The sequence below is a fragment of the Enterococcus sp. FDAARGOS_553 genome (assembly GCF_003812305.1).
GTDB classification, from domain to species: Bacteria; Bacillota; Bacilli; order Lactobacillales; family Enterococcaceae; genus Enterococcus_D; species Enterococcus_D gallinarum.
This window is the reverse complement of record NZ_CP033740.1, coordinates 137,029-149,271: the sequence shown is the minus strand read 5'-3', so window position 1 is coordinate 149,271 and position 12,243 is coordinate 137,029. Positions and strand designations below refer to the sequence as shown.

13 protein-coding genes are annotated in these 12,243 nt (G+C 40.4%); 9 read left to right on the top strand and 4 right to left on the bottom strand.

Features of this window, described 5'->3' with window-relative positions:
* Window positions 1–283: 283 nt before the first annotated feature.
* Window positions 284–1,177 (bottom strand): neutral zinc metallopeptidase, encoded by an 894-nt coding sequence (locus EGX73_RS01125; RefSeq protein ID WP_002316719.1) that lies wholly within the window; start codon window positions 1,175–1,177, stop codon window positions 284–286.
* A 213-nt stretch (window positions 1,178–1,390) separates the two neighbouring features.
* Here EGX73_RS01125 and EGX73_RS01120 point away from each other — a divergent pair, with 213 nt between their 5' ends.
* Genes EGX73_RS01120 through EGX73_RS01100 form a run of 5 tightly spaced genes read left to right on the top strand, consistent with a single transcriptional unit; the run spans window position 1,391 to window position 5,742 of the window.
* Window positions 1,391–3,028: a PRD domain-containing protein gene (locus EGX73_RS01120; RefSeq protein ID WP_096710703.1), complete on the top strand. Its 1,638-nt coding sequence runs from the start codon at window positions 1,391–1,393 to the stop codon at window positions 3,026–3,028.
* Window positions 3,025–3,456 (top strand): PTS sugar transporter subunit IIA, encoded by a 432-nt coding sequence (locus EGX73_RS01115; RefSeq protein WP_002301435.1) that lies wholly within the window; start codon window positions 3,025–3,027, stop codon window positions 3,454–3,456. The genes EGX73_RS01120 and EGX73_RS01115 overlap by 4 nt, the downstream gene beginning before the upstream one ends.
* A 12-nt stretch (window positions 3,457–3,468) precedes the next feature.
* The gene (locus EGX73_RS01110) at window positions 3,469–3,750 is read left to right on the top strand and encodes a PTS sugar transporter subunit IIB (protein ID WP_002301437.1); all 282 of its coding nucleotides are present in this window, start codon (window positions 3,469–3,471) and stop codon (window positions 3,748–3,750) included.
* Window positions 3,751–3,752: 2 nt separating this feature from the next.
* Window positions 3,753–5,003 (top strand): PTS ascorbate transporter subunit IIC, encoded by a 1,251-nt coding sequence (locus tag EGX73_RS01105; protein WP_003125789.1) that lies wholly within the window; start codon window positions 3,753–3,755, stop codon window positions 5,001–5,003.
* A 1-nt stretch (window position 5,004) separates the two neighbouring features.
* Entirely contained in the window at window positions 5,005–5,742 is a 738-nt protein-coding gene (locus tag EGX73_RS01100; protein WP_002301439.1) for a sugar isomerase domain-containing protein, read from the top strand.
* A 251-nt stretch (window positions 5,743–5,993) separates the two neighbouring features.
* On the opposite strand, the gene EGX73_RS01090 is transcribed toward EGX73_RS01100, so the two are convergent.
* Window positions 5,994–6,833, bottom strand: a complete 840-nt coding sequence (locus EGX73_RS01090) for an aldo/keto reductase (protein WP_029486522.1) — start codon at window positions 6,831–6,833, stop codon at window positions 5,994–5,996.
* Between the two features lie 141 nt (window positions 6,834–6,974).
* Window positions 6,975–7,802 carry a manganese catalase family protein gene (locus EGX73_RS01085; protein WP_010723486.1) on the bottom strand — a complete coding sequence of 276 codons (828 nt, stop codon included), beginning with the start codon at window positions 7,800–7,802 and terminating at the stop codon, window positions 6,975–6,977.
* A gap of 191 nt (window positions 7,803–7,993) precedes the next feature.
* Here EGX73_RS01085 and EGX73_RS01080 point away from each other — a divergent pair, with 191 nt between their 5' ends.
* The 4 genes from EGX73_RS01080 to EGX73_RS01065 all read left to right on the top strand — a co-directional run bounded on the left by EGX73_RS01080 (window position 7,994) and on the right by EGX73_RS01065 (window position 11,604).
* Window positions 7,994–8,941, top strand: a complete 948-nt coding sequence (locus EGX73_RS01080) for a magnesium transporter CorA family protein (RefSeq protein ID WP_021150199.1) — start codon at window positions 7,994–7,996, stop codon at window positions 8,939–8,941.
* Window positions 8,942–9,575: 634 nt separating this feature from the next.
* Window positions 9,576–9,824: a GlsB/YeaQ/YmgE family stress response membrane protein gene (locus EGX73_RS01075; protein ID WP_002292290.1), complete on the top strand. Its 249-nt coding sequence runs from the start codon at window positions 9,576–9,578 to the stop codon at window positions 9,822–9,824.
* A 199-nt stretch (window positions 9,825–10,023) separates the two neighbouring features.
* On the top strand, window positions 10,024–10,428 hold the full coding sequence (locus EGX73_RS01070; protein WP_002292291.1) for an organic hydroperoxide resistance protein: 405 nt from the start codon (window positions 10,024–10,026) through the stop codon (window positions 10,426–10,428).
* Window positions 10,429–10,560: 132 nt separating this feature from the next.
* Window positions 10,561–11,604: a hypothetical protein gene (locus EGX73_RS01065; protein ID WP_029486526.1), complete on the top strand. Its 1,044-nt coding sequence runs from the start codon at window positions 10,561–10,563 to the stop codon at window positions 11,602–11,604.
* Window positions 11,605–11,721: 117 nt separating this feature from the next.
* Here the strand turns inward: EGX73_RS01065 and EGX73_RS01060 are convergent, their stop codons facing one another.
* Window positions 11,722–12,066 carry a PepSY domain-containing protein gene (locus tag EGX73_RS01060; protein WP_003125823.1) on the bottom strand — a complete coding sequence of 115 codons (345 nt, stop codon included), beginning with the start codon at window positions 12,064–12,066 and terminating at the stop codon, window positions 11,722–11,724.
* Window positions 12,067–12,243: the final 177 nt, after the last annotated feature.

Below are 12,243 nucleotides of genomic sequence, written 5' to 3'. Positions count from 1 at the left end.
GGGGACTGACAGACAAGGAGTAAAAAATGAAAAAGTTGGGTTGTTTGTTGGGTTATTTATATAGTAACCGGAAAATATGAAAAAATTGTGATCAACCCTTAGCGTTTTAAAGAAAAAAACAGGCCAAAGGTTAAAAAAAAACTAAAATAGCACCATGAAAAAAAAGGGCCTGCCAGCGGGGACTGGCAGGCAAGGAGTAAAATGAAAAAGTTAGGGTTTGTTGGTATGAATAAACTATACCGCCCAAATGTGAAAAAAGAGTGACTAAAAAGGAACGTTTTTGTTACGATCCGTAGACCAAATCAAGGTTTTTTTCATTGAAGGTGTCTCCATGCTCCAAATCACCATATTTGAACCCCCGGTTGAACCATTCAACTCGTTGTTTTGAAGTCCCATGAGTAAAACTATCTGGTACGACATATCCTTGGTATTCCTTTTGTAACGTATCATCACCAATGGCATTAGCAGCTGTGATAGCCTCTTCGATATCACCAGCTTCTAAAATCGGTTGGCCGTTATAAGTTTTTCCTTGTAGATACTTGGCAAATGTACCGGCTAAATAATCCGCTTGTAGTTCCAATCGAACACTATATTGATTGTATTCTTTTTCAGAAACCTGTTGGCGGATCTTATCGAGTTGCTGTGTAATACCAAGTTCGTTTTGTACGTGATGACCAACTTCATGAGCAATGACATAGGCCATGGCAAAATCTCCGCTGGCCCCATACTTTTGAGAAAGTTCTGTTGCAAAGCTGAGATCCAGATAAACATTTTGATCGGCAGGGCAATAAAAGGGACCAACTTGAGAAGTTGCATTCCCACAAGCCGATTGAACACTTCCTGTAAATAAAACCAGTTTAGGATCTTGATACGTAGTCTGTTCTGCTTCAAAAACACCATTCCAATAATCTTCCAAATGGCCGAAGACGACAGCGGAGAATTCTTTTTCCTCTGTATACTCGTCTGAAGCCACATTTTCTGTTTGATAATTAGCGGCTTGTCCGCCTCCTAAAATATCTGTGACGGAGTTTAAATCACCCCCACTGAATAGAAAAAAGAGGACTGCGATAACAATCGTACCGATACCACCGCCGGCCATTATTTTTCCTCCTGAACCTGCGGAACGACCAGAGCGGTCTTCCACATTGGAACTTTGTCTACCCCCACGCCATTTCATTTTGTTTCCTCCTCATTTGACTGTTTACATTTATTATAAGAGAAAACGAGGAAGATGAGAAAAGTTTGGCTTGCTTGAAGCGATTTTGCGGAACAAACGACCGATATTGCTATCAAGGGAAAGGGTGTGCACACCTTTTAATCATTTTTTAATCTAACAATTGGTCTTCATATTTGTTAAGGTATCACTAGAATAAAGGTAGAGGGTGAGCAAATGAAAAACAATTATTCTTTGATCGAAGACCGACGCATGCAAATTTTTAAGCGGCTGATCAATGGGGAGCACTTGAGTTACCAGCAACTTTCTGATGAGTATTATGTTTCTAGGAGCAGTATCGCCAAGGATATCGCTTATCTAAAAACACTGTTTGTCAAAGAAAATTTACTGTTGCGTTTTGATAATTCAGGCACTTATTTTCAAGGAAGCGAGTCACAAATCCAACGAATGTTGAAGCGATTCATTCTCCTTACTGTGGAGCATGGGGAGAACCTTTCTGTTCTGACAAATGTGTCATTATTTGAAAAGATAAATGCGGCTTTTCGCCATTCGATCATCGAAAAGCAAATGGAGATCCCAGAAAGCTACATCCAAAGCATCGTTGTTTCGATCTTGCTGATTGTCGAGCGCTCGAATCAGGCAAATCAGCTGGATATAGAAGAGAAGCGCCAATTTGGAAAATTGTTTTTGGAATTTGACAAGTATCCGTTGATTTATGAATTGTTGAAAGAAATTGAAGAACAAGAAATCTACCATTTTTCATCGAAAGAAGTTCAGTACCTAACCTATCTCATTGTAGGTAGTGGCTTACGTTTTTTTATGAAGAACGAATCGATTCCGTTCTCTTTTCGAGGGAAAGTCAGAAATCTGATTCAGAAAGTCAGTGAAGGCATCCAGATCGATTTGACACAGGATAGTCGCTTAGAAGAAGATTTGACGATTCATTTGTACCAGCTGTTTTTACGCATTGAGGCCCAAACTACTGTAGTCAATCCATTGCTAGATGAGATCAAACAGCATTATCCGGCGTTGTATGGGGTCGTTTGGTTCTCTTTGAACGACTTTCTAAAGGCCTACCATATTGGAATATCTGAGGATGAAATCGGGTTTGTTTCGATTCACTTTCAAGCTGCAGTAGAACGGATGCGGCAATTGAATAAAATTGTCTTTGTTTGTCCGAACGGTGTTGGCACCAGTTCATTTATTTCTGCCAAGATTCGTCGAATATTGCCTAATGTCGATAGTATTGAAACCGCTTCTGTCGCTAAGCTCAAAGAGATGGATATTTCTGCCATCGATTTCATTATTTCCACGATCGATTTACCTGATGTTTCCAAACCAGTCGTCCGCATCTCGCCGATGGTGACCAATCGAGACATGAAGCGGATCATGAATCACTATATCGATTTGATTATTGATAATGAACCGATTGCGGATAAGGTGAAAATCCTGCAAGATACACGGATGTTGATTGCACCGAAGATTTATTTTGAACGATTTGAGACCAAAGAACAAGCACTGGATTTTCTGATCAGTCAAAATGACTTTTCGTCGGAAAATCAGCGTACGGACTTTCAGCGTTCCGTCTTAGAACGAGAAGCATTGCAGTCGACCTATTTAGATAACGGTTTTGCCATACCTCATGGCAATCCTGAGTTTGTTTCAAAAACGACCTTTTCTGTATTGATTTTGGATCGTCCTGTTGATTGGGGCAACCAAAAAGTCGATATCATCGTGTTACTAATGATACGAGAAGATGAGGCCCAAGAAGTAGAACCTGTCATGAAGTTGATCATGCAAGGGATCGAAGACAAAGAATGGTTCATTTCAAAAATGTTGGAGGTAAAATCATGATCAATTTAAAAAAATTACTGCCTGAGGATCATATCGAGACCACGAATCAAATCCTCACTTGGCAAGAAGCAGTTCAATTGGCGAGTCAGCCGCTATTAAATGAAAAAGCCATCGATCAACAATATGTCGCTAATATGATCCATAGCGTTGAGGAGAATGGCCCGTATATGGTATTGGCTGATTACTTTGCATTGATGCATGCTCGTCCGGGGGAAGGTGTCTTTCATCAAGGGATGAGTTTGCTAGTGACTAAAAACGAAATCGATTTAGCTGGCAAGTCGGTCCGTATTTTCCTTGTTTTAGCTGCAAAAGACAATCAAAGTCATTTGGAAAGTTTGCAGGAAATCATGGAAGTGTTTATGGATCAGGAAAAGTATCAACTTATTTTGAATGGTGACAAAGAACAGATTTGCCAATTATTCCAATAGGAGGAAAAGAAGATGAAAATTTTAGCTGTGTGTGGATTTGGTGTTGGAAGTTCAATGGTGTTAAAGATGACGATCGATAAGGTGATTAAGGAGCTGGGGCTGAAGGCGACTGCTGAGAATACGGATTTGTCTACTGCAAAAGCAACTCCTGCAGATGTTTATTTTACAAGCCACGAATTATTGAATGATTTGCAAGCTTCCGTCAAAGCACCTGTCTATCCCATCAAAAAATATATGGATGTCGCTGAAGTCAAAATGCAAATGGAAAAGTTTTTAGCTGAAAGAGAGGGATAATCATGAGTTTTGTCACAGATCATATTTTAAAGAATCCGCCAGTATTGCTCGGACTGATTGCAATGATCGGGTTGATCGTGCAACGAAAACCTTTTGCCGAAGTGGTGAAAGGCTCGTTGACAGCAGCCTTTGGGATGGTAGCATTGACCGCAGGGGTCAATATGCTGACGGGAACGATCGCACCAATCAACACAGCGGTTCAGACACAGTTGGGGGTTCAAGTAGCCGATGGTCTTTCTGATGTGACCTTCACAGCAGAATACGGGGGAACTGTTGGGTTAGCTATGTTTTTTGGATTGATCTTGCACTTATTGATTGCTCGTTTTACACCAGTTAAGACGATTTTCTTGACGGGTCATATGTTATGGTGGTTCCCATTTGTGATCGTTGCTGGTGGGGTTGAAGGTGGAATGTCGGGGATTCCATTATTGATTTTAGGAGCTGTTTTATCTGCTTGTTATTGGTCATTTATGCCTTGGATCATGCGGAAATATGTTTGGGATGCCACTGGCGATGATTCGTTCTTGATTGGACATCCTACAGGGATCTTATCGATGGTGTCCGGCTTCGTGGCAAAACGAGTAGGAAACAAAGAAAAATCGACAGAAGATTTAAAAGTGCCAGAAAACCTGTCCTTTTTCCGTGAGATTTCCATTACAGGTGCCTTGGTGATGTTTTTGATGAATATTGTTGTAGGAATTATCGCACCAGTTCTTGTCCCAGAAGGTGGGAATCTGGTCATGTTTGCTGTTCAAGCAGGCTTGAACTTTGGCGCAGGACTCTTGATCATGCTTTATGGGGTCCGCCTATTGATCAACCAAATTATTCCAGCTTTCCAAGGGATTGCTGAAAAAGTCGTCCCTGGAGCCAAACCAGCTTTTGATGTACCGATCCTATTCAATTATCGTCCGAATGCCGTGATTATTGGTTTTATCGTAGCTATGATCACCTCAACGATCCTTGTGATCATTGTCAATACGACGAATGTTTTTGGAATCTTGATCGTACCATTAGTTATCACCAGTTTCTTTGAATGTGGCGGCGCAGCAGTTATTGGAGAAGGACAAGGCGGCTTGCGTGGCGCAGTCATTGGTACCATTGCCGCATCATTTGTGATGGTCTTGTTAGTTGGTGTATCTGCCGTTCTATTCAGCACAACGATTCAAAACTGGATTCTGATCTTTGGTGGCAATGACTTATCACTTTGGGGAATCATTGGTCGTGGTCTCGGCAGTCTATTTGGGGGAATTTAATATGTATCAATATGTTGATAAAATTCATGCATTACTAGAAACCGTTGAAAAAAAGGAACAGCATGCAATCGATGAGGCAATTCGTCTCTTGACTACAGCAAATCTAGAAAAGCATTCGATTTATATTTTTGGGGCTAGTCATGCGGGGATCTTGGCAGAAGAAATGTACTATCGCGCGGGAGGGATGATGACGATCAATGCGATCTTTGGACGAGAACTGATGTTGGATCGCAGTCCCATCACCTTTACTAGCAAAATGGAACGACTAGAAGGCTACGGCACCGCATTAGCGGAAATCCAGCCGTTCAAAGAAGGAGACGTGCTGATTTTACACTCAGTTTCAGGTCGTAATCCTGTCATAATCGATTTAGCACTAGCGGCAAAAGAAAAAGGCGTCAAAATTATCGCTTTAACAAACAAAACGTATTCGCAATCAGTCACTAGCCGCCATTCTTCGGGCCTTCGTCTGTTTGAAGTCGCTGATCTTGTAATCGATAATCATGGAGAAATTGGTGATGCAGGTTGTCAGATTAAGGGGATGGATCAAAAAGTGGGGCCTACTTCAACGGTGATTGGCGCTACGATCCTTAATACCATTATCGTCGAAGTTTGCCAACAATTGAAACAAGCAGGAATCGATTATCCGCCCATCTTTTATTCCGCAAATATGGATGGCGGCGATGAATTGAACCAATCATTGTTTGAACAATACAAAGAAGCCATTCATTATCAGTTGTAACGCTGATTGTACAGAAGTTTTAACTCAGAAAAAGAACTGTGAGAAAAGCATAATCCAAATGAAAACTGATCGTGTCAGAAGTTTTTACTTCTCATAAAATAGCAGCAAGACTTCAGTAGAGCCTTGCTGCTAGTAGATCTAAGGAATTCAATTGGGGCAAGTCATCTCGCAGTTCTTTTTTTGTGACCATTCCAATTCCTATAATTGATGTGAGCCTATGAAATCCCTCAGGAGCTTTGTGCTGTCTCACTTTACTCAAATTCTTCATATTCATTCGGATCTTGACCTTCAATACGTCCATCTTCTTTGTTCAAGCGATTGATTGCATTGATTTCTTCTTCAGTCAGTTCAAAGTCAAAAATAGCTAAGTTTTCTCGCTGATGGCTCAGGTTTCGGGATTTTGGTAGTGGTAGAATCCCGCGATCGACGTGCCAGCGTAAGATGACTTGACCCGCAGATTTTTGATATTTATTTGTTAGATCAGTGATGATGGATTCTTTGAGCGCCGCGCTGCCGCGGCCTAATGGACTCCATGCTTCAGTAATGATCCCACGTTTTCTGTTTTCTGCTACCATTTGTTCTTGGACCCAGTAAGGATGGATCTCGATTTGATTGATGGCTGGAGTGACACCAGTTGCCTCAATAATGGCATCTAAATGTTCAGGTTCAAAGTTAGATACACCAATAGAACGAATCAAACCTAATTTTTGCGCAGTCACTAACGCCTGCCACGCTTCAATGTACTTGCCGCGTTTAGGCAGTGGCCAGTGGATCAAAAAGGCGTCAAAGTAATCTAATCCCATGCGCGCCAGCGATTCTTGAATACTGGTCAGTGCATCATCATATCCATGATATTTTCCTGGTAATTTTGAGGTGATATAAAACTCAGAACGAGGGACACCGGATCGGCGAATCGCTTTACCGACGATTCCTTCATTGTCATAGTTCGTTGACGAATCAATCAAACGATAGCCATCTGCAATCGCTGCTTGCAACTGGCTTAAGCCTTCGCCACCGCGAATTTGATAGGTACCGATGCCCACGGCTGGGCGCATATTGCCGTCATTTAGTGTAAGTAAAGGTGCTTTCATATAATGATTCCTCCTTTTTCTTATACATTCTACTCTAACGCTTTTTTAGCTTTAAGGTAACCAACTTGCTCAATAAGACAAGAAAAGAGCAATGATTTCTTGTGAATGGAATCATTGCTCTTTTTATTCGTTTCGATCAATTTATTTTTCAGGTGGCGTGCCATACATTTTTGGTGTGACAGGATCTAGTTTTGGCGCTTTGCCTTCAACTTTAGGTGTAGAAAGCCATTGGTATTCACCTTCGCCATCAAGTGCTTTTCCTTTTGCCCAAGAGCCTTCTTTACTTTGATCTCCTTCAGAGAAATTGTAAAAGTCATAGGCGATGTCTAACCGTTCTTCATTACGAGGGAAAGTGCTCGGTACTAAGATTGTACCCTCTTTTTCTTCAAGTTCTTTGACAGCTTGTGCCCAAAGGTTTTGGTGATAGCTGTCCCGAGCTAATAGCACGGATAAGAGGTCTTTAACTCCACGGTCATCAATCATTTCATAGATTCGAGCGACTTGTAATCGTCCTTGTGATTCTGCATTTAAATTGGCACGGAAGTCTGCCAGTAAATTACCGCTGGCAATGATGTAAGCGCCACTCCATGGATTACCGACACTGTCAGCTGGACGTGGTCCTAAGCCAGCAACGATCGCATGTTGTGGATTCATTCCAGAGATAATTGCGCCAATTGCTGGGTCTTTTTTCATTGCGGCTTCTTGATCTTCTACCGGTGCACCTTCTAATAAACGAGCAACCATTGTAGCAAGCATTTCAACGTGTCCAATTTCTTCTGTCGCAATGTCCATCAACATATCTTTGTACTTTTCTTCTCCACGGCAGCTCCAACCTTGGAAGAGATACTGCATTGCTACACTCATTTCGCCATACTGGCCACCGATCAATTCTTGAAGATACTTCGCAATTAATGGATTTGGTTTGTCTGGTTTTGCTTCGAACTGTAGTTCTTTCTGATGTAGAAATATAGTTGTCCTCCTCTAAAATGATTTTTATTGGGCCCAAAAATATTCTCTCACGTTTATTTAGAATGGTCTAATCAAACGCTTGCTTTATTTCCGTATTAATAAAAACCGTTGAAATAGCGCTTTTTCTTGACAAAAAGCAGTCGCCATTAGATAGTTGAAGAGAAGTGAAGGAGTTAAAGGAGAGAGGCAAAATGTATTCGTACTATAAAATCGAACAGAACCAAATCAGAGAATCATCCGAAGAAGACTATAATTGGTTGGTAGTCAAACATGGAAATGAAGAAGAAAAAAAAGAGCTGCTGACACTTTTTGATTTACCGGAAGATATTTTTATTGGCTCCGATGAACCAGAGGAAGTTTCTCGATTAGAACATTTACGAGACACTAAATTAAACAATCCGTTTCTTTATACATTGATCGATCTTTCTTCAAATCATCAAGAACGCATTGAAAAACGCCTTGAACCTGTCACATTTATTCTTTCCAAAGGATTGATGATCACCTATGTCTCTAGAGAATCGAATCTCGTTGAGCGATTGATCGAGAAACATGGAAATGAGCTTCGACATTTTGAGGATATCATTGCTTTTGCCACATTAATGATCTATACCCACTTTATCAATGGGTTGAAAGAGATTAAAAAGCAAATCGACCAATTGGATGCGGCTGCCCGTAAAACAACCGAAAATAATGAACTATTTAATCTTGCAGACACAGAACGAGATATGGTTTATTTGGATCACACATTGAAAGATCAGAATCTTACAGTGAATCACTTGATGGAACGAAAAGAGTTTTTAGACAAACTAGATAATGAATCGTTAGTTTACGACATTAAACTGCGACAGAAATTTGCCAACAAGCTTGTCACGATCTATCGCGATTTATTGGAAACCATCGGTGGTCTATTCTCGGATATGATGGACAATAATTTGAACCATTTGATGAAATATTTAGATTCAGCAGCATTAGTGGTTGCAGTGCCATCATTAATTGCTGGACTTTGGGGGATCAACACTGGCGGACTGCCTGGGAAGGATAACACGATAGGAACGATTCTAGTCTTTGGGTTAGCTGTCTTAGTAGGCATCCTTACTGCTGTCTATCTTTCAAAGAAAGACTTTTCAAAAACAAAATAAAAAAGCAACTTTGTCTAGCATTGAACGCTGGGCAAAGTTGCTTTTTTTCGTGACTTCACAATCGCGAAGACTGTCCAATAAGCAGAGGGGAGAAGCGAGAAATGAAAAATATTAAGAAGAAAGGCCGGGGTACAATCCGAACAATTTATTTTTTACTTTACTCGCTATTGCATACGCTCACTTCTATCGCTGCTTTTTCTCATAATCCTTTTACATAGTGAGGGGAAGCAGGTTTCAAATACAAAAGGCAGAATCAAAGGAATGCCAATTGTTTTGATGTTTCATCAGAAGGATGTAGTGAATGAGGTGTGTACGACAATCTGGTTTCTTTGATTGCTTTTATTCATAGGGAAGATGACGGTTGAAAGCAGACAATGAAAGAAAATCGTACATAGTCTAGGTACCCTTTATCAGAAAATAACTTTTTGCTGATCAAAACGATTTCAAAGAGCTGCGGCAGTTTTTTTGACCTCTTGCAGTGAGTGTTAACGATTCCAAAAAAGTTGATTTATCCTTAATATAACAACGTTTTAAATTTTTTTTGTTTTTTTAAGAGCAAAATTTTTGTGTATTTTTAAGAAGAAGCGTAACATAATATGTGTAATAAATATTTCACAGAAAGAAGGAGAAAATTATGCATTGGTTATGGGTATTAATCGTAGGAGCTATTATCGGTTTGATTGCCGGAGCAATTACAAATAAAGGTGGATCAATGGGATGGATCGCTAACATCGTTGCAGGTTTAGTTGGTTCAGCAATTGGACAAGCATTGTTAGGTAGCTGGGGTCCTCAATTAGCAGGAATGGCTTTGATTCCTTCTATCATTGGTGCGATCATCGTTGTTGCTGTAGTATCATTTTTCTTGGGACGTTCAAGAGGTTAATCGTCAAATATATCAGCAATTTTACCTATTATCTTAAGGAGCAGCTTTTCGCTGCTTCTCTTTTTGTATAGACAAACTGCTTCTATCACTGATCATCGATGTTGTCTAACTGATGTCGCCAAATGCAAGCATTACCTTTGTCAGATTAAAAAATACTCGTTACACTTAATATAGAAAGACGAAAGAAAGGATGATCTCAATGAAAAAAATGTACGAAACAGCAATGATCAATCGTGGAGGCCGTGATGGCGAGGTCGAGGCACCAAACGGAAGTATGCACATGAAGATCGACCGCCCAGGAATCCATAGTGAAGGGACAAATCCGGAACAACTATTTGCGGCTGGATACGCATCTTGCTTCAACGGCGCGGTTCAACACATGCTGGAAGAAAATAATCTTGAGTCTGATTCTGAAGTCAAAGCACGGGTATCTTTATTTCAATTAGAAGATGGGGGCTACCAAATCGGGGTTGTTTTAGAAGTTTCTTTGCCAGGACTTGAGAAGGACCAAGCAGAGAAAATCGCAGAAGAAGCCCACGCATTTTGCCCATACTCTAAAGCAACAAGAGGCAATATTGATGTGGAAGTGACTATAGTAGAATAAGGGATTCTTAATGTTACTATAAATGAGATTATGAAAGATCCTATAAAGAAACGCTAGTAAAAGAAACATGTAGATACTGTAATTAATAGCGGTATATGTACGATTGATCGAATAGAACAAGGAGGCAAACAAATGACTCAGCGGGTAGCAATAATGATTTTAGTGTTGCTGGTCATTGGCCTCCTTGTTTACTATGTCCTAAAGTTTAAGCATTGGAAGCAGCAACGGATACATCAGGATATTGAAAAAAAGTTAAAACGGTATCCTATTGTTCAAGCAGCTTGGGAAAAGGCTGAAGCAAAACAATATAACATTCCTGGATTAACAGAAACAAGAATGGTGGTGCCGGAAACCGGCGAAAATGAGGTTTGTCAATGGATGACGCCGCAAGGGTTGGCTTTTTCTCAAGATTTTGTGTTTATTTCTGCCTACTGCTATGACCATCAGCATCATTCTATTATTCATGTACTGGATAGAGAAACAGGACAGCCGATCAAACTGCTGATTTTACCTAAACGGCCACATGTAGGGGGCTTAGTATATGATACAAAACGGGAACTTTTATGGTTGACAATCACAGGATCTGCTACTGGACGAGTAGCCGCTTTACGTTTGATCGATATCTTAGCAGATACATCTGAAGAGACGGGACAGCCAATCGCTTATTGGCTGACAACTGATCTCTTAGAGATTCCACAAGCATCGTATTTGACTCAAAACAATGATCAACTGGTATCTGGCAACTTCACACTAAAAGGTGAAGGACAGTTGACTTTCTATCTATTGCCGACGATAGCTGAAATGAAAACAGCAATTCGCCGCAAAGACAAAATCCAACCAACCGTGACAATGAGCAGAAAAACATCTGATAAGATTCAAGGTGTGGCTTTTTATGGCCATTATCTCTTAGCCAGTCGTTCTTATGGTCCTTATACCTCGGAACTCTTAGTGTCCGAGCGGGACTCTCCTAGCCGGATCCTAAAACGAATCAAATTTCCACCGTATTTGGAACAAATCGTTGTTTTAGAAGATCGTCTAGCAGTATTGTTTGAAAGTGGCGCCGCAGCGTATCGCGAGAAAGCCAATCCTGTGTTAGCCAATGTTTTATTACTAGACTTAGCAACGTTGCTTCATGCAAATAAACGTCCCAAAAAGATTGCTGCAACTAAAAAATAGTCGGACAACTCAAGATGATCACTGTTGTTCATAAAGAACGACAAGAAAAATCATCTAGCGATGTTCGACTATTTTATGAGTTTGAATCATTGAGCGTCTGTTGTATAGCAATGCGTATTAATCAATGATCGATCGTTGAATATCCAAAACAGTTCCTGTTTTCGCATCTGCTAAAAATTCGTAAGTGATCAGTTGTCCGTCTTCGGTCCGAGTAATACCGCCGGTATATCCTTGAGATGTCACTGCAAATTTACGAAGGGGTTGCTTCTCAAAATTGATCCAGGAACCTTCGATCGGACCTTCTTTTAAAAATGCTGCTTTGATTTGATCGAGGACGTCATCTGCATTCATCGATTGTTTTTTCTTCATCCATAATGTCGAGAAGATCCCGCCTGCAAAACCGACACCCACGCCGATGGCCAGGCCGTTTTTAAAATAATTGAATGGACGTTCATTGATCATAAATGTTGTGCCTCCTTGAAGACTTCTCCTATCCTGTTAAGGAATAAACGGAAATCCTTTTGTCTGTTTAGATTATTTTACCATAGTTTAGAATTTTTCTATAAGAAAAGAACCAGAATGAGTAATTTGCGTTATAATAAATATAGATTTGCAAGAGGAGGGAAGGCTTGTTTCGAT

Coding starts and splice junctions, on each gene's coding strand:
- EGX73_RS01125 (WP_002316719.1), bottom strand. CDS start 1,177: ATGAAATGGCGTGGGGGTAGACAAAGTTCCAATGTGGAAGACCGCTCT.
- EGX73_RS01120 (WP_096710703.1), top strand. CDS start 1,391: ATGAAAAACAATTATTCTTTGATCGAAGACCGACGCATGCAAATTTTT.
- EGX73_RS01115 (WP_002301435.1), top strand. CDS start 3,025: ATGATCAATTTAAAAAAATTACTGCCTGAGGATCATATCGAGACCACG.
- EGX73_RS01110 (WP_002301437.1), top strand. CDS start 3,469: ATGAAAATTTTAGCTGTGTGTGGATTTGGTGTTGGAAGTTCAATGGTG.
- EGX73_RS01105 (WP_003125789.1), top strand. CDS start 3,753: ATGAGTTTTGTCACAGATCATATTTTAAAGAATCCGCCAGTATTGCTC.
- EGX73_RS01100 (WP_002301439.1), top strand. CDS start 5,005: ATGTATCAATATGTTGATAAAATTCATGCATTACTAGAAACCGTTGAA.
- EGX73_RS01090 (WP_029486522.1), bottom strand. CDS start 6,833: ATGAAAGCACCTTTACTTACACTAAATGACGGCAATATGCGCCCAGCC.
- EGX73_RS01080 (WP_021150199.1), top strand. CDS start 7,994: ATGTATTCGTACTATAAAATCGAACAGAACCAAATCAGAGAATCATCC.
- EGX73_RS01075 (WP_002292290.1), top strand. CDS start 9,576: ATGCATTGGTTATGGGTATTAATCGTAGGAGCTATTATCGGTTTGATT.
- EGX73_RS01070 (WP_002292291.1), top strand. CDS start 10,024: ATGAAAAAAATGTACGAAACAGCAATGATCAATCGTGGAGGCCGTGAT.
- EGX73_RS01065 (WP_029486526.1), top strand. CDS start 10,561: ATGACTCAGCGGGTAGCAATAATGATTTTAGTGTTGCTGGTCATTGGC.
- EGX73_RS01060 (WP_003125823.1), bottom strand. CDS start 12,066: ATGATCAATGAACGTCCATTCAATTATTTTAAAAACGGCCTGGCCATC.